Source organism: Shewanella sp. Sh95 (genome assembly GCF_001308045.1).
Lineage (GTDB): Bacteria > Pseudomonadota > Gammaproteobacteria > Enterobacterales > Shewanellaceae > Shewanella > Shewanella xiamenensis.
This window is the reverse complement of record NZ_LGYY01000221.1, coordinates 14,445-31,294: the sequence shown is the minus strand read 5'-3', so window position 1 is coordinate 31,294 and position 16,850 is coordinate 14,445. Positions and strand designations below refer to the sequence as shown.

Sequence of the window (16,850 nt, the reverse complement as noted above, 5' to 3'; positions counted from 1 at the left end):
GTGGTCGAGGTTACGGATAGAGATAGCGGGAGCGGCCATGATGAATTACCTGCAAAAGAGAGTAATAGATCAGAATGACCGATCGCCGTCAAGTTTTTTAAATCGAAAATTAGGTGCGGAATGACGGCTGCAAGGCAGCCAGAAACGACGGATAATGCTTAGCCTTGTGATACCCAACCGCGATCACCAAGGCCCCGCCTCGAAACTGCTGGCCTCTTATATCCTAAAGCACCATGGTGTGAGCACTACCGATTGATAACGCTAAGGTTGTTTCCTCTAGCACGGCAAAATGAGTGCTTGGCAAATCGAGAGTCACTGTTATTTGATTCATGGCTAATGAACTTGCAAACAGAGCACGATTAAGCGATAGGCCTTAATGGGCAAACGCTACTCGGTTAATATTTGCGAGAATATCGAGAATTAGAGGCTAGGGCGTGTTGACGTTTTAGGGGTATTTTTGCAGCAATTTGGCTGGCTTTTATGCAAGGCAAAGTCCGTGCTGTGTAGTTATTCTACATAAACGGACGATAACGCGGCAGAAAAGCCAGCCAAATGCTGCCCGAAGGGTTCGCCTAGCAAGCACTTGCTCTTACTTTCTGTCATAAGAGCCGCTCGTCATTTGAGTAGAATAACTACACATCATTCCTCGTTTCGCGAGCACGTGCTTGCCAGAACGAACAAAATCTAATCTCGAAACGTCAACACGCCCTAGACATTCACATCTAAGAAACGCGGACGATGCAGTGCTAAAGTTTGAGGGTTGAACAGGCCGCGAGTGTCTTGGCGGTTTGATGAGTCAAGTGTTAATCCATTGGAAATAAGACTATTCTCCCCATAAACAGTCGAGCTAGACGCCAATGCAGAATCGTCTATTGGTTCTGCTATCTCCCCACGATGTGCATCAACACTCGACTCATTGTGCACTAGTGTTGAGTTTTGATTACTGGCTAGCGCTGCTACGGCTACCGCATCATAGAAACGAACCGCATTGCTGTCCCTTTGGTTAAGATTCAATGCACCCTTGTTGAACAAGCGAGCGGATGATTCGAGTCGCTGTGAGGAAATCTGCGGATTTTCAGCTTGGCTAGATTGCACAGAACCAACGGCCAAGGTTGCTGTTGGAGGTTCAATTGTATCGCTATTTTCAACCTCTATGACATTTACGGCATCAGAGGTATCACTCGATGCAACCTGCGCCGCAATGGCTTGCTTAATCTTATCAATCACTTCGGTAACAGGAGCCGATGGCTCGTCTTGGGGGACCGTGATATTACCGTCGGCATCAACCTTACCCGTGACTTGAATATGACGTTCTTTGAGCTGTGGCAAGTTTTCAAGTTGCGCCTCGGCGCCTATTAAGGTTTCCGTTGTGGACTGGTCAACAATCTGCTGTTGACGTTCCTCAGCAAGTTTAGCCTTGGCCTCATTCATTTTCTGCAGTGCTTGCGCCGCCACGCGAATATCGGCAGAAGATGGGTCAACTGGCGCCATAGCGGCCGCATAGACTTGCTTCATCTTATTGATGGTCGCCAGAGGATCGCCTGGTACTATCGACACATCGATTTGTACTTCACCGTCGGTGGCATAGCGTTGGCCATCAGCACCTTTTTCATACTTGAAACTGGGGCTTTGGGCATATTGACCACCCACGCTGGCATGAGCGTGCTCGTGAGCTTTGACTTCTGTGTCCCTTGCTTTTAATTCATCAATTTGGGCTTTTTGTTGCTCTATCGCCTTTTCTTGTGTCTGTTTGACTTGCTCTTTCGCTAAGTCTTGCTGGCGAGTTTGTTCGCCCTGTGTCTGCTGAGCTTGTTGGCTATTATCGGCTTTAGCAAAGGCTTCGGCTAATGCTTGTTGTTTTTGCTCCTGCTCTTGTATAGCCTTTTCCCTTGCTTGCTTAGCTTGCTCATCACGAACTTGTTCAGCTTGATTTTGATTTTGCTGAATGTGAGAAAGTTCGCCTGCTACCGATTCACTCCCAACTGGTTCCTTGGTCGCGGCATGTTGGCCAAAGATATGACTAAACTGCTCACTCAAACTGTTTGCCTGAGGCGAGGTTCTATCACCAACGTTGGTCACCACCGAATCGCGGGTCCCCGAAGAAGTACCCACAACATCAGCCCCTGCAAACTCAGTAGCAAAAGGACTCATTGCTGTACTAGTGGCCTTTTGTTGTCCCAATGGTACGACACTCGTTGTGATGGGATCTGAAGTCGGGAATATATTGGCGAAATCCGAATTTGACGAAGTAATACTACCGATATCGCTTTCAGTTGAGTAAGCGGTTGTGCTTGGCGCCAAAGACACCAGAGGATTAACGGCACCATTCAAGGTTGAAAGCCCCATATACGGAGCACTCAACACTGACACGGCTGTCTGAGAGGCAGCAATTTGCCCACCTCTCATGCCATCTATGGAACGTGGTCCTGTGAGTAAACTAAAACTTTTATTAGTTGAAGACTGTGAAGTCGAATCTATCAGTTTTGGAGCGGAGGGGTTTGAATATAGCTGAGCAGAAGCGTTTACACCTAAATCTACAATAGCTTTCTGTATCGCAACATTATTCGCGCTAGAAGAAAGGCTCGCATAACTCGATTTAGCGCCTGCCAATAACTCAGGCTGAGTCCCAGTGAAAAGCAAAGTTTGGTTGGACGCAGCAGTAAAGCTACTTAAAGACGGTTCAAGTGCCCCATTCACTTCGGATTTTGGTGCATGAAGGCTAGCCGTTGAAGCACTATGGTTAGCAACCGTCTGACTATTGTCACCTTGATAAACCCGTCCACTTTGAGGTTTTGCTCCTTTTAGCGGCTCAATGGGCTTATCAGCACTCAAAAACGAATTGGATGGCGCGCCAACCTGGGATGACAGCGCCATGACCGACATAGTTACACCTTGATGTTAATAATCGAACCTATAGTTTCAGATTCTCTCTCGAGTACCTCAGTCGATGCTTCGCCTTGTCGCAATGATGAATTGGCAGCAACTAATGCTGAGGTTTTATCGGTTTCATCTACCGCCTTAGCGGTTTCTGTGGGTGCAGCGCTTTGCGAAGGACTCGGTTTAGCCACATCAATCGTAGCCTGTGTTAAGCCTGATTGAGCCGTTTGCAAGCCTTGCAGACCGGAAGCATAAGCAGATTGGATTTGCATAAAGGGATTCCTGCATCTGGTGAACACTAGGTTAATTATTGACCAAACCTACCTTGATGTACAGATTTATCCCTCTTATGGACAGCTTTTTTGCTCATTTTCAGCTCCTTTTTAACAGGCTATCCAAGCCGATTCCCAATCCTTAAAGACGGGGTTAAATCCCTTGAGCCGCATTTGACTGATGACCTGCTCAACAGTTCGCTCATCGCTGATCTCAAACTGATCGAGCTGACTATCAGGTGCTTGGTAACCTCTGGGCTGAGTTGAACTGCCCGCACTCATTTGCGTTATCCCAAGAGGCAGTAAATTGTCCCGAAGCGATGGTGCCTCGCGGGTCGATAAACTGATATCAAGTTGTTGATTAAAAAGTCTAAAGGCACAGATCATTTGCACCAGTCCAAGATCGGTTAAATGCACTTTTGGTGTTATGCCACCAGTACAAGGCCGCAAACGTGGTAGAGAAATACTAAAACGAGTACGCCAGTAATGTCGTTCTAAATAGTCCAAATGGTGGCCCATCAGTAAGGCATCGAGCCGCCAGTCATCTAATCCTAGTAACACACCGAGGCCTATCTTATCGATACCCGCACGGGCAACGCGATCGGGCGTGGCAAGCCGATAGGCGAAGTCCTGTTTTTTGCCTCGGGTGTGATGTTTAGCATAAGTCGCGGCTTGGTAGGTTTCTTGATACACCATCACAGCATCCAGCCCTTGCTCAACAAGCTGGCGATAATCAATCTCCTCAAGCGGCTGCACCTCCATAGCCACATAACTAAACTGCTGTTTTACCAACGGTAAAACCCGCTGAAAGTAATCCATTCCAACCTTAGTTTCATGCTCTCCCGACACTAGCAAGATAGAATCAAAGCCGCGGGATTTTATAATCGCCATTTCGGCAGCAAGTTCCTGCTCATTGAGCACTTTACGCTTGAGCTTATTGCTCATGCTAAAACCACAGTAATCACATTCGTTAGCGCAAAGATTGGACAAGTACAGTGGTAAGTACAATCCGATATTGGCCCCAAAGCGTTGCCGAGTGAGCGCTGCCGAGCGCTGTGCCATCTCTTCGATATAGGGCTCGGCCGCAGGAGACAGCAAGGCGAGTAAACTCCGTAGGTTACCCTCGGGTTGCATCAGGGCACGCTCAACCTCCACCGCCGTGCAGGAATATAACGCCAGCAATAACTTATCCCGTTCAATACGGGTAAATTGATCGACAAAACTCATTGCTGTAAAAATCCCGTTAATGGGCTGGTATGCACAGCCTGGGTTTGCACCCGGCCAAGCCCAGCTTCAAAGGTGCGTCGCCCGCAATCTACCGCATCCTTAAAGCACAATGCCATTTCAATGGGAGATGCGCTGCTGGCAATGGCGGTATTAACCAGCACGGCATCGGCACCTAACTCCATCGCGTGCGCTGCATGGGATGGCGCGCCAATTCCCGCATCAATCACCACCGGCACCCTTGCTTGCTCGATAATCATCTTGATGAAAGGCTCAGTCACCAACCCCTGATTGGTGCCAATTGGGCTTGCCAGTGGCATCACAGCGGCGCAGCCAACATCCTCTAAACGCCGGCACAGCACGGGATCGGCATGCACGTAGGGCATCACAATAAAGCCACGTTCACAGAGGATTTTGGCTGCGGCTAACGTCTCGACTGCATCGGGCATCAGGTATTTGGGATCGGGATGAATTTCAAGTTTAACCCATTGTGTTCCCAGCATTTCCTGCGCTAATTCCGCGGCGAATATCGCTTCCTTAGCATTACGCGCGCCCGAGGTATTAGGCAAGAGTCGCACGCCCGCTTGCCTAAGTGGCGATAGCAAATCATCGGCCCCAGTTTTTAAATCAATTCTTTTCATTGCAACGGTCACCAACTGCGACTGAGACGCCTTAATTGACTCTAGCATCAGCTGACTTGAGCTGAATTTTCCCGTGCCCGTAAATAATCGTGACTCAAATTCCACACCTGCAATCGTTAACATCTTAACCTCCCGCGACCACGGCAAATACATCAATCTTATCCTCATGGTGGCAGAGGATAGATGACCATCTATGCCTTGGCACTACGGCCTCATTTAGCACTAATGCGACTGATTGTTGATTAATATTTTGTGCTTCTAACAAGGCTTGTAAACTGAGCGGTTGTTGAAGTGTTTGGGGCACATTATTGAGATGAATTAAAATCATAACAAACCTCGATTAGGGACAGATTTGAATGAAGCAGCTGTGGTTGATTGCATTAATGCACTCGGCTTTAATCCGCACACCTTGCACTCGGGATCACGGGTTAATGCGGCCGAATGCCATTGGAGTAACTTAGCATCGAAACGCCAAAATCGGCCAAGTAGCGCTCTCGTGGAGGTGACTGGGTGACTTGTCTCTTCGAAAGACTGATTACCCGTTTGTTTTGTTGTAGAAGTTGGCGGCGTGGCTAAGAGCAACAATTGCATCGCTAGCAGCGCCTGCATCGATGCCATCACGCCGACACTGGGGCCGAGCACTCCTTGACTGCTACAGTTTTGTGGCGCGCGAGTATTCGAGGGGAAGATACAGTGATAACAGCCTCCCATAGGGAAACGCTGTTGATCAACGGCAAACAGTTGGCCGTTAAAGGCTGCAATCGAGGCGCTCACCAAAGGCAAGGCATGCTCGATACACAGCCGATTGATACAATGGCGCGCAGTAAGATTATCCGTGCAATCAAGTACTAACCGAGTTTCTTCGCTATGGGTTAACAGGTGAGCTAATACATCGCTCGCAGACTCTAGAGTCAATTGCTCGGCAAAGGCATCAATCTCACAACCTTGCGCCAACACGGCTAATTTCTGTTTAGCAATGAGGGCTTTGTGATGGTCAATATCGTCGTCATTAAAGAGTAATTGCCTTGGCAGATTGGACAATTCCACCCTATCACCGTCGACAAGCGTTAAGCGCCCAACACCGGCGCAGGCTAAATACTGCGCAGCCAATTGCCCAAGGCCGCCGAGGCCTACGATAAGGACATGAGCCTGTTTAAGCTGCAACTGGCCAGTCTCGCCGACCTCAGGTAAAAATATTTGCCGCGAATAACGAATAAAGTCTTTATCGGCAAGGGATTGCGCCTGCTCTTGTGTCATGCTCATAAGCTTGACTCCCAAGCTCGCGTCAATTCGGCAAAGGCCATTATTGGATCGCTTGATTCGGTAATCGCCCGCACCACGGCAATATTGTTCACCCCAGAGGCTTTGACTTGGGCAAGATTCGAAGGCCCGATGCCGCCAATTGCCACTAAGGGATAATGCGCTTTTAACAGTTCAACATAATGCGCTAACTTGAATAACCCTTGTGGCACCGATGGCATTTGCTTGGTCGTCGTCGGGAAAATATGCCCAAGGGCGATGTAAGATGGCGCATGTTGATGGGCACGCAGCAACTCGAAATAACCGTGGCTAGAGATGCCAAGCGCCAATCCCGCGCCATGAATGGCGTTTAGATCCGTCACCGCTAGATCTTCTTGTCCAAGATGTACCCCAAATGCGCCATGCTTTATCGCTAACTGCCAATGATCATTGATAAAAAGCTGCGCATCATAGTGTTTACCTAAGGCAATCGCGGTTTGGATTTGTGCCTCAAGTTCGTCCGACGCCAGCACATTAGACTTTAGCGCATTAGACTTTATCCTGAGCTGTACCGTCTTCACGCCCCCCGCCAATAATTGTTCGAGTAACAGTAAGTTATCGACAACGGGATAAATCCCTAAGTCAGGATCAAGGCGCTTAAACGCGCCGCATTGCAAATCACTGGATTCACTCAAGCTATTTTTAGGGTAAGAAGTGACGTAAGGATACGCCGTTAAGCTGTGCGGCCATGCGGTACGCGCAAGTGGTCCGGGGCCTTGGCCAATCCCCACTGCATAAGTTAAGCCTTGATTGACATAGGCTTTTGCTACCACAACCGCATCCTGCAATACAAACCCAAAGGCTAACACTGAGGCGATGGCTGAAGACAGAGTACAACCACTGCCGTGGTTATGGCGCGTGTTTATCCGCGCACTACTGAGCCAAAAACCACCATTCGCGTCAAGCGGTGAGCAGCCAGTAACCTGATGACAAATCAACAAATCTTCCGCAAAATGCTGATTCTCTGTAGCGATGCGATGACTTGTGATATCGCTTTTTTGATCGCTTAAGACATCACTGGTGTTAATGCCAGCACTTGCCTGAACCGCAAAATCAATATCGCCGCCCTTGGCTAATACGCTGCACGCTAATTGCGCAGAGAGTTGCATTGCCGCAGAGGCGAATTCTGCTTTTGTGTGTATTGGTGACGCTTGTTTGTTAGTGGCGACAGTAAGCCTTGCCAACTCCTGCACATTCGGCGTTATCAGGCTAATCAAGCCCTTAAAAGGAGTAAAATCCAGAGGTTTACTTGCAGTGCTCTTATCGCCGAGCTCATCCCCACAGCTGGCAACCATTACAGGGTCGAGAATAACGGGGACGAGCGGAAATTGGGTTTTAAAACCAGCCAACCAATCGGCAACTAAGTGCACTTGCTGCTGATTTGCGAGTAAGCCAATTTTAATCGCCTGAGGCGGTAAATCGGCTAACAGGGTCGAAAGCTGTGTGAGTAACATTGCCTCACTCACAGGCTCAACTAACGCTACCGCCACCGAACTTTGGGCCGTTAACGTGGTGATCACGCTGCATCCATGGCCGCCCAAATCATTGATGGTAGCCAAGTCGGCTTGGATCCCCGCGCCGCCACCACTGTCCGACCCCGCAATGGTCCAGACGATAGGTTTAGGCGCCACCAGGCTAATATCTTTAGTAAGGGTCATTATCAAACCTCCGCAACCTGTGCTGTTGGTTTGAGCTCAGTCCCATCCTGATACTTGCCCGATTCATTGGCAGTTTTAGCTGTATTAGCCTCGCCCAGCGGTAGATACAACTTGGCGCCCGAGGCCGCAAACTCTGCCGATTTTTGCGCCATGGCCGCCGCTAATTCATCTTGGGTTTTGACTCTGATCTGCTGGGTTGCTTCTTTGCTAGCTTGCCCTTGTTGAGCTGGTTTTATCGATGCAAGCACTTCAGCGCTCTCAACATTTTGGCTTGACGAAGCCACTGACAACGTACCCGCCGCTAAACTTGCCGCATAGTCGCGCACATCTTGGGTGATCTTCATCGAGCAGAACTTAGGGCCACACATAGAGCAAAAGTGCGCAACCTTTGCCGACTCCTGTGGCAGGGATTCATCGTGATAGGCTCGGGCGGTATCAGGGTCGAGCCCTAGGTTATATTGATCTTCCCAACGGAATTCAAAACGCGCCTTAGATAATGCATTGTCGCGGATCTGCGCGCCTGGGTGGCCTTTTGCAATATCGGCTGCATGGGCGGCAATCTTGTAGGCAATCAGCCCTTGTTTGACGTCCTGCTTATTGGGCAAACCTAAGTGCTCTTTCGGCGTCACATAGCAGAGCATGGCGCAGCCATACCATGAGATCATCGCCGCACCTATCCCTGAGGTGAAGTGATCGTAACCCGGCGCAATATCGGTAATTTGCGGCCCTAGGGTATAAAACGGCGCCTCGGCGCAGTGGATAAGCTGCATATCCATATTCTCTTTGATAAGTTGCATCGGGATATGTCCAGGCCCTTCGATAATGGTCTGTACATCGTATTCCCAAGCGATTTTGACCAACTCGCCTAAGGTCTCAAGCTCGGCAAACTGTGCCTCGTCATTGGCATCGGCAATGGAGCCAGGTCGCATACCGTCGCCTAATGACAGCGACACATCGTAGGCAACGCACAGCTCGCAAATCTCACGGAAATGGGTATAGAGGAAGTTTTCTTGATGGTGGCTCAAGCACCATTTGGCCATAATAGAGCCGCCGCGGGACACGATCCCAGTCACCCGTTTGGCTGTCATCGGCACATAGCGCAATAACACACCCGCGTGGATGGTAAAGTAATCGACGCCCTGCTCCGCTTGCTCAATCAAAGTATCGCGAAACACTTCCCAGGTCAGGTGCTCAGCAACACCATTCACTTTTTCCAATGCTTGATAAATCGGCACTGTGCCAATCGGCACTGGCGAGTTACGGATAATCCATTCACGGGTTTCATGGATATACCGGCCAGTGGACAAGTCCATCACAGTGTCCGCGCCCCAACGGGTTGACCAAACAAGCTTTTCCACTTCCTCCTCGATGGAAGACGTGACCGCCGAGTTACCGATATTGGCATTTACTTTCACTAAGAAGTTACGGCCAATAATCATAGGCTCAGCTTCTGGATGATTGATATTTAACGGAATAATGGCGCGTCCACGGGCAATTTCGTCGCGGACAAACTCAGGGGTAATCGGTTTACCTATTACCGCGCCGAAGGATTCACCTTGGCCGCGGCGGTTTAAGATTTCATCTTGCACCTTGGCGAGCGCCATATTTTCCCGAATCGCCACATATTCCATTTCAGGGGTAATGATCCCTTGGCGGGCATAGTGTAATTGGCTCACGCGTTTACCCGGTAAGGCGCGGCGAGGACGAACAATCGCACTTGAGCCGGCGTCGAAACGCAGATGATCGAGCCCATCATCTTTTAGGCGTTGCTGGGTAAAATCTGAGGTTGCGCAATCGAGCACTTCGGTATCTTGGCGCTCAATAATCCACGGTAATCTGAGTTTGGCTAGTCCTTGACGCACGTTAATTTGCGCAGCCGGATCGGAATACGGGCCAGCGCAGTCGTACACCGGTATGGGAGGATTTTTCTCGATTATCGGCGCGGCCGTAGTGCCGCCAATCCGCGTATCGGTTTGCAGAATTTGCCGCATTCCTACACGGAGATCCTCGCGGCTTCCCTGCAAATACAACTTTTGCGAATTAGGATGTTGTAATGGTTTAAGGGTATCGATAAAGGCTTGTGCCTCGGCGCGCGCCGCACGGCGGCTCCTTTGCCCATGAGTGTTCACGGCAAGTGATTCTGAGGACGATTCTAAACTGGACATAAGCAATCTCACTTTAACAAATAAAAATGGGGTTGCTTGTCTGGAGACTTGAGTGTTGAGAGCTGAGCCTTGTAAACCGTAAGTGGATTTACTGACTCAATAACGACTAAATCGATGGGTAAATAGACGGCAAAAGATTGCCGCTGATACGATTTAATGGAAGTTATTATGCTTGTTTCCTTCGCAGGTTTTAACCTGATCAGGTTCAACGGATCCCGAATAAACGGTCTCAGCCAAGAGGCACTCCGACAAGATGGGCAAAAGTATAGGCAGAAGCGCTGCGAACAAACAAGCGTAATTTCAGAATAAAAATTAAATTATCAATCAAAATTAAAGAACACATAAAGCAATGTATTTAAATGACTTTAATCTAAATTTGTTTTAGCGATCATAGTTTAAACTATTTTTAGTGAAAATTTATCATCACTATTTTTTAACCTTTTGGCCGCTTTACCATCATTTTATCGAGCTGCGCCTTAATGGCATCATCAATTTCTTGGTTCATTTTCTTGCCACTGCAATCGAAGGGGAAACCTAAGTTCTCAGCATAGGGATTAATTGGGGTGCCTACTTTGACGACCCGATAACAGGTATTACCTTGACGAACGATACGATTCGGATCCAGCTCTAAATCCAAACTGGTGGGGCCGCTAAAATCGTCGGCATTGGGCACAATCAGTACCTCCATCTCGGGGCTCATTTCAGACAAATTCGACCGTTTGCTGTAATGATTTGCTTGCTCTAACACTAAATCATCTAAAGCTTGCTCACGCTGTCGTTCAAAATAACGCTGAGTAAACAATCCCACACTGCCCGCCGCCCCACCGCTTTGCCCACTTACCGCAGATTGCTCTGTACTTACCGCTTGTGCCGAGCGTGATTGGGTTTCTGCCTTTTTCGGTTTAACAGCCTCTTTTGCACTCTGCTGGGTTTGGCCCTGAGTTGAGGTGTTCGGCGTTGAGGTGTTAGGCACAGATGTGTTTGGTACTGATGCTTTTGATTCTGTTACTTTTGATTCTTGGGCGCTGACTTCTGGAGGTTTGGCTATCTGCTCCATGGGTTTTGGCGTCAGCTTTACTGCGACTTTTGGTGACACTTTCGCTGACTGCTCAATATCAGCTGCCGGCTTTACGGTATTAGGCGGTGAGGTTATCGGCTCGCTAGTGTTAATAAACTCTTCCACTGAGATATCTTGAGCAGAATCCGCTGGAGCAGTTTGCGTTGGCGGCGCATAAATAAAATATGCCTTTAACGCTTTGGTTGTAGTCCGTGCGTTAGCAGATGATTCAGTAAAATGCAGCCCTAAGTGTTCCGACTGGGTTCGCCATAAAAAAATTAATAAAAACAGCAGTAAGCCATGACCCAAGATGACCCAAAGCAATAGCTTAAGATTGAAATAATGTGGCCGCTCTCGCCCGCTTAGATTTGAAGATGTTTTAAATGTGCTATCGATTGATCTTTGGTCTGCTTTACTTAAATTGAGGTGTAGATTGTTATCACAAGACTCGACATGAACACTTAAAGCGCTAAAAGGCTTAGTGTTCAAATCTGTAGCGCCTTGGGCTGTAGCACTTAAAAACGTTGCACAAAAAGGCAAAGCGGAAAATGGTGCGGTCTCATCGTTTGTAACGCGGCCGAGCACATCAACACTAAGATCATCTTCTGGGGCTATATTCGATCGAACAGGCAAAATCAATCCCTTAGTACTTAATGAATAAAGTACTTAACAAATCCATGACATCTTACGGAGAATTAGAGAAAGTGAGTCGAACAAAGTTCCAAAGCAGTGACATTATTCAGTTGTAAACCAGTACCATAATCTTGTACAAGGACAACAGAACTCATCAGTGTTATAGCCAATGGCAAGAACACGCAAAACAAATCAGCTTACACGTGTAAGCCAATTGTAGCTTTCCCTTTTATCTACTGATAGACTCAATCATTATCGCCATCGAGTGGATCAACAGCATGCCAAGCCAGAGTTTGATAGAGCCGCAAATGAGTCATGAAAAACCATTGAACATCAGTAGCTATAGCCTTAGTGAAGAGATTGCCAATAGTATCAGCCATGGCCTAGGGGTGATTGCAGGTGTAGTGGGCTTAATCTTTATGCTACTTAAGGGCGCAGATCATCTCACCAATATTCAACTTACAGGTGTTATTATTTATGGTACAAGCCTTATCCTGTTGTTTTTAAGTTCTACCCTGTATCACAGCGTGACGCATGTAGGCTGGAAACATAAACTTAAGATTGCCGACCATTGTGCTATCTACTGCTTAATTGCGGGCACCTACACCCCACTGATGTTAATCAGCCTGCATGGACAGCTTTCAACCATTATCCTGACGGCGATTTGGTCTTTGGCTATTGGTGGGATTTTATTTAAGACCTTATTTATTCACCGATTTAAAAAACTCAGTCTTGTGTTATATCTGGCGATGGGTTGGCTTTGTATGACGGTGATTGGCGATTTGACAGCAGCAATGTCACCGCTTGGATTTAATCTACTGCTATTGGGCGGGTTGTTTTACACCCTTGGAGTGATCTTTTATGTCGGCAAACGTATTCCGTACAATCACGCGATTTGGCATCTGTTTGTGCTAGCTGGCGCGATGAGTCATTTCTTCTGTATTTATTTAACAGTGATCTAGCATCTCACGCACTCTGAGTCACACAAGCCATTCTCTGGGTGGCTTTTTTATATCAATGCTTTGAGACTGAGTTTTATGGCTAAGTGATAAAGTCGCCAGCCAAGCGTTATCTACAATAATTCTGCAACTATCTGTTTCAGCAAAAAGGTTTCCCTGTCGATAGATTGGCCTTTGTTGGCGAAGGTGCGCTGAATTTCTTCATTATGGGCAATGGCTTGATGGATATTGATCCACTCAGGGCGCATACCGTTTTTCACTTCATGGGCTTCAAGCTTTGGCTCACCTAAGCCACGGTTACCTAAAGTCATATCGATTTCACACAGGTAGCAATAGGAATCCATATGTACTATGTTGGCGCCTTCGCGAAACCAAGGTCGATATTCTTCATAGCGGCCAAAGGGTGCAATAACGTTAGCTGCAATGGCGCCGGTTTCTTCCTGTAACTCACGAATAAGCCCAACCTCGATGCTCTCGCCCTTATCCACACCACCGCCGGGCAAGCCGTAATCTCGATATTTTTGGGTATAGAGCAGCAAAATATCTTCCCCCGACAGCACAATGGCGCGGGCGGCTTGGCGATAAAAGATCCTTGCCTGTTTCAAATTGATATTGGCGGCTCGGGTGGACTTCAATAAACGCATAGAAAAACTCAAGATTAACGGCCTATTAGCATAAACCAACTTTATGGATTTATAGAGCAAAACCGTTTTCAAGCAACACGCACAACAATACGTACACTTGAAACGGGTTAATTCAGTTGCTTAGTTGCCGCAAGATTTGCTGATAGGCCGCAACTATTTGCGCCTTATTTGGCAAGCGGCTCTCGGGGATACGTTGGTAATGGCTGATTGTCTGCACAAGATAACGCTTAGCCTGGCTGGTTTTATCCGCATCTAACCCTTGCCACATAATTGAGCCAGTCGAACTTAAGGGTGCCACGTCATTGCGCTTCGAAGCTGTACTCGAATGGGTTAAATGCAATATCTCATAGAAGCGCTGATTTTCTTCGAGTAAATATTCCTGCTTAAGGGATAATCCCAACTCTGCAAGTGAGCTGCGCACATGATAATTATGATGCACGGGACACAAAATAAACTCGAGCGGGCTGGAATGATAAGAATGGTTGTGATTGTCGCTGTGATACTGGCCATAACACGACACTATGCTGCGCACCAGTTCAACCAATAACTCGCCCCCCACACCCGCAATAATCACTAAGTGCTTGGCTTGCTTGCCGTAATGCGCCAGTGGCAACGCCGCCACATCCAGACAATGCACTTGCCATTCACTCTGGGCATGGGTGGTTTGCTCTTTTTCGTTTTGAGCGTTTGAGATAGGCTGCCGGGGGAAAAACCGAGCTAACTCAAGGCTGAGTTGCTGCATTAAGGGCGCCACACAATCGACAAAATGCACTTTAGGCGCGGCATTTCTTTGCAGTAACAGCATGCCGAGTAAACCATGATCGCAGCAGCAGTCCCAAATATGATCGTATCCTTGCTCTACCATCTGATTGATCTGCTGTAATCGCTGACTGATTTTCACCGCTGACGCCTCAAAAATCGCGCCCATACATGCTTGAGCGCCATAAGCCGCGCATTCTACCCGAGTCAGCGGTTAAAACCCATCTCTTTAGGTTTGACTATCAGGCTGCCAGCCTCTAGGCCACACCGGTGAATACGTATGCAACCCATTGCGAGTAAAAAGCCATCACCACTAGTATGCATTGACCCATATTCACTATAAAAACAAGGATCAGGGAATGTTCAGCAATCTTCTTACCCACGCACGCCACATCAACTCGCCAACGCGAAATCGACACACTTTATTCACGCCCAGCTTGCTAGCACTCAGCATTAGCAGCCTGTTGAGTACAGGTGCCACGGCGCAAACCCTCAACCTGAGCTCCCCCGATAAGCAAATCGTCTTGAGTCTGAGTGATGATACGGGCCGCCCCGAATACCAAATCCATTTTCATGGCAAAACCGTTATCGAACCGAGCCGCTTAGGGTTAGTCTTTGCCTCACTGGGCGAATTAGGCCAAGGTCTACGTATCAAATCGAGCCACCCCGCCAGTGCCAATAAAAAATGGCAGCAACCTTGGGGTGAGCAAGAGTGGATTAAGGATCAACACAATCAACTGAGCGTGGTATTAACCGACGGTAAAATCGACTTAAACCTCGAGTTTAAAGCCTTTGACGATGGCATCGGCTTTCGTTATCACTTAGCGACTCAAAACGCCCTGCCAGCCAATACGCCGCTTGCCATTACCGATGAACTCACCGAATTTAATATTGGCCAGAGTGATAAGGCCACCGCCTGGTGGATCCCTTCTCGGGGATGGAACCGCTACGAATATCTGTATCGCACCAGCGCGCTCAATCAGGTCGACCGAGCCCACACTCCTTTTACCTTTAAACTGGTCGATGGCACCCATTTGAGTATTCACGAGGCGGCGTTAGTTGATTTTGCCTCAATGACACTCGATCAACAGCGCGATGGCAAGCTCAAGGCCGATCTCACCCCTTGGTCAGATGGCACTCGCGTTAAAACCCAAGCGGGCTTTTATACCCCATGGCGCACGATTCAAATCGCCGACAAGGCCACGGGTCTGCTTAATTCTCACCTTATCCTCAACCTGAATGAGCCCAATAAACTGGGGGATGTCTCTTGGGTTAAACCGGGTAAATATGTCGGCATTTGGTGGGGGATGCACCTCAATGAAAACACTTGGGGCTCGGGCCCAACGCACGGCGCAACCACCAGCGAAACAGAGCGCTATATGGATTTCGCCGCCAAATATCAGTTTGATGGCGTCTTGGTCGAAGGCTGGAACCAAGGTTGGGATGGCGATTGGTTCCATAATGGCGATCAATTCAGTTTTACTAAGGCCTATGATGATTTCGATTTACCCGCCATTACCGCCTACGGCGCGAAAAAAGGCGTGCGCCTGATTGGTCACCACGAGACCGCAGGCTCAGTCACCCACTACCGCAAGCAAATGAATGATGCCTTCGCCCTGTATGAAAAACATGGCGTGACCCAAGTCAAAACCGGTTATGTCGCTGACGGTGGACAAATCAAACGCATCGATGAAAATGGCATCACCCGTCACGAATGGCACGACGGTCAGTTTATGGTGGGCGAATATCTTCACAGCGTTACCGAAGCAGCCAAGCACCATATCAGCATTAATACCCACGAGCCGATTAAAGATACTGGGCTGCGCCGCACTTATCCTAACTGGATCTCCCGCGAAGGTGCCCGCGGCCAAGAGTACAATGCTTGGGGCAGCCCACCAAATAGCCCAGAACATACCGCCATGTTGCCCTTTACCCGCATGCTGGCTGGACCAATGGACTTTACCCCGGGAATTTTTGATTTGGCGCCTAAGGGGTTAGATGCCGAAAATCGTGTGCAAACCACCTTAATGAAGCAACTCGCCCTGTATGTGGTGCTCTACAGCCCAATCCAAATGGCCGCCGACTTGCCACGCAATTATCAAAAACATCTAGATGCCTTCCAGTTTATCCGCGATGTACCAACAGACTGGTATCAAAGTATCGCACTGGCTGGCGAAGTGGGTGATTATGTGGTGTTTGCCCGCCAAGCCAAAGATCAACAAGATTGGTACTTGGGGGCGCTGACCGATGAAAATGCCCGTCAGATCAAGGTTAAACTGGGTTTCCTCGATCCAAACAAACGCTATCAAGCCCAGATCTACCGCGATGGTGCAAAAGCCGATTGGAAAACCAATCCCTATGATTATGTGATTGAAACTAAAGAGGTCAGCGCCAAAGACAGCCTAACCTTAACCCTCGCCAGCAGTGGTGGCACAGCGATCCGCTTTAAGGCTCTTTAAATTAATAGGGCGACCAATATGGTCGCCCTATTAGGTTTGCAATGCGATTAATTTAACCTGAACTCGGGATAACGGGTGTCGAAAAAGTCTAAATTTAACAAACAAAATCAATACTATAGATGATTATTTTGAAAAGAAAAATCTTTTTCCTGACTGAATGCGCAGATTTTTGCGCATATCAAGGCGCTCTGTCGTATGCCATA

13 protein-coding genes, 1 pseudogene and 1 riboswitch are annotated in these 16,850 nt (G+C 48.2%); of the genes and pseudogenes, 3 read left to right on the top strand and 11 right to left on the bottom strand.

Features of this window, described 5'->3' with window-relative positions:
• Positions 1 to 127: 127 nt before the first annotated feature.
• A pseudogene (locus AEA42_RS22960) lies at positions 128 to 256 on the top strand (LysR family transcriptional regulator); the annotation flags it as partial.
• A gap of 452 nt (positions 257 to 708) precedes the next feature.
• Here AEA42_RS22960 and AEA42_RS16490 read toward each other — a convergent pair.
• The 9 genes from AEA42_RS16490 to AEA42_RS16450 form a co-directional block, all read right to left on the bottom strand.
• A complete protein-coding gene (locus AEA42_RS16490) occupies positions 709 to 2,883 on the bottom strand; it encodes a putative metalloprotease CJM1_0395 family protein (RefSeq protein WP_055648302.1) in 2,175 nt (724 codons plus the stop codon).
• Between the two features lie 2 nt (positions 2,884 to 2,885).
• On the bottom strand, positions 2,886 to 3,149 hold the full coding sequence (locus AEA42_RS16485; protein WP_037418823.1) for a hypothetical protein: 264 nt from the start codon (positions 3,147 to 3,149) through the stop codon (positions 2,886 to 2,888).
• A 111-nt stretch (positions 3,150 to 3,260) separates the two neighbouring features.
• Positions 3,261 to 4,376: a 2-iminoacetate synthase ThiH gene (gene thiH / locus AEA42_RS16480; RefSeq protein ID WP_055648301.1), complete on the bottom strand. Its 1,116-nt coding sequence runs from the start codon at positions 4,374 to 4,376 to the stop codon at positions 3,261 to 3,263.
• Positions 4,373 to 5,137 (bottom strand): thiazole synthase, encoded by a 765-nt coding sequence (locus AEA42_RS16475; protein WP_055648300.1) that lies wholly within the window; start codon positions 5,135 to 5,137, stop codon positions 4,373 to 4,375. The genes thiH and AEA42_RS16475 overlap by 4 nt, the downstream gene beginning before the upstream one ends.
• Position 5,138: 1 nt before the next feature.
• Positions 5,139 to 5,342: a sulfur carrier protein ThiS gene (gene thiS / locus AEA42_RS16470; protein WP_037418815.1), complete on the bottom strand. Its 204-nt coding sequence runs from the start codon at positions 5,340 to 5,342 to the stop codon at positions 5,139 to 5,141.
• The gene (locus tag AEA42_RS16465; protein WP_055648299.1) at positions 5,339 to 6,277 is read right to left on the bottom strand and encodes a HesA/MoeB/ThiF family protein; all 939 of its coding nucleotides are present in this window, start codon (positions 6,275 to 6,277) and stop codon (positions 5,339 to 5,341) included. The genes thiS and AEA42_RS16465 overlap by 4 nt, the downstream gene beginning before the upstream one ends.
• Positions 6,274 to 7,971 carry a thiamine phosphate synthase gene (thiE, locus tag AEA42_RS16460; protein WP_055648298.1) on the bottom strand — a complete coding sequence of 566 codons (1,698 nt, stop codon included), beginning with the start codon at positions 7,969 to 7,971 and terminating at the stop codon, positions 6,274 to 6,276. Before thiE ends, AEA42_RS16465 begins: the two co-directional genes overlap by 4 nt.
• A 2-nt stretch (positions 7,972 to 7,973) precedes the next feature.
• The gene (thiC, locus tag AEA42_RS16455; protein WP_055648297.1) at positions 7,974 to 10,136 is read right to left on the bottom strand and encodes a phosphomethylpyrimidine synthase ThiC; all 2,163 of its coding nucleotides are present in this window, start codon (positions 10,134 to 10,136) and stop codon (positions 7,974 to 7,976) included.
• Positions 10,137 to 10,295: 159 nt separating this feature from the next.
• Positions 10,296 to 10,394, bottom strand: a riboswitch (TPP riboswitch).
• A 175-nt stretch (positions 10,395 to 10,569) separates the two neighbouring features.
• Complete coding sequence (locus AEA42_RS16450) at positions 10,570 to 11,502, bottom strand: hypothetical protein (RefSeq protein ID WP_226871870.1); 933 nt, start codon at positions 11,500 to 11,502, stop codon at positions 10,570 to 10,572.
• A 602-nt stretch (positions 11,503 to 12,104) separates the two neighbouring features.
• Here AEA42_RS16450 and AEA42_RS16445 point away from each other — a divergent pair.
• Entirely contained in the window at positions 12,105 to 12,788 is a 684-nt protein-coding gene (locus AEA42_RS16445; protein ID WP_055648295.1) for a hemolysin III family protein, read from the top strand.
• A gap of 110 nt (positions 12,789 to 12,898) precedes the next feature.
• Here the strand turns inward: AEA42_RS16445 and AEA42_RS16440 are convergent, their stop codons facing one another.
• Positions 12,899 to 13,429: an NUDIX domain-containing protein gene (locus AEA42_RS16440; RefSeq protein ID WP_055648294.1), complete on the bottom strand. Its 531-nt coding sequence runs from the start codon at positions 13,427 to 13,429 to the stop codon at positions 12,899 to 12,901.
• 112 nt (positions 13,430 to 13,541) lie between these two features.
• Complete coding sequence (locus AEA42_RS16435; protein ID WP_037419037.1) at positions 13,542 to 14,330, bottom strand: tRNA (adenine(22)-N(1))-methyltransferase TrmK; 789 nt, start codon at positions 14,328 to 14,330, stop codon at positions 13,542 to 13,544.
• 217 nt (positions 14,331 to 14,547) lie between these two features.
• Between AEA42_RS16435 and AEA42_RS16430 the strand changes: the two genes are divergently transcribed.
• Positions 14,548 to 16,647, top strand: a complete 2,100-nt coding sequence (locus tag AEA42_RS16430; RefSeq protein ID WP_055648293.1) for a glycoside hydrolase family 97 protein — start codon at positions 14,548 to 14,550, stop codon at positions 16,645 to 16,647.
• Positions 16,648 to 16,850: the final 203 nt, after the last annotated feature.